The sequence below is a fragment of the Adlercreutzia equolifaciens genome (genome assembly GCF_029076695.1).
Taxonomy (GTDB): domain Bacteria; phylum Actinomycetota; class Coriobacteriia; order Coriobacteriales; family Eggerthellaceae; genus Adlercreutzia; species Adlercreutzia equolifaciens_A.
This window is the reverse complement of record NZ_JARFIK010000420.1, coordinates 1-299: the sequence shown is the minus strand read 5'-3', so window position 1 is coordinate 299 and position 299 is coordinate 1. Positions and strand designations below refer to the sequence as shown.

The 299-nt window shown below is 39.8% G+C and carries 1 protein-coding gene and 1 pseudogene; both read right to left on the bottom strand.

Annotated features, from left to right (window positions below):
• Positions 1-139, bottom strand: a 139-nt coding sequence (locus PZH32_RS12995; protein WP_275208672.1) for a S1 RNA-binding domain-containing protein, incomplete at its 3' end; no start/stop codon positions are given.
• Positions 140-150: 11 nt separating this feature from the next.
• Positions 151-299: pseudogene (locus PZH32_RS14315) on the bottom strand (4-hydroxy-3-methylbut-2-enyl diphosphate reductase); the annotation flags it as partial.

Here is a 299-nt window from a genome sequence, read left to right as displayed (position 1 = left end):
CGTTTGTGTATTCACTGCGGGTAATGATGCCATCAGACTTGTAACCAATATTTAAAACGATTTCGTCTTCTTTTACGTCAATGACCTTACCGGTGACAACCTCTCCTGTACGTATTGTTTTTAATGATTCTTCTAACATTTGTTCAAAACTTAACTCTGACATTTAGTATGAACCTCCTCGATAATATTGTTTGGGGTTGACGCCCCGGCCGTAATACCTACACTGCGCACAGAACTAATACATTCAGGATTAAAGTCGCCCAGAGTCTGGATGTAATAGGTGTTTTTACATTCCTTCC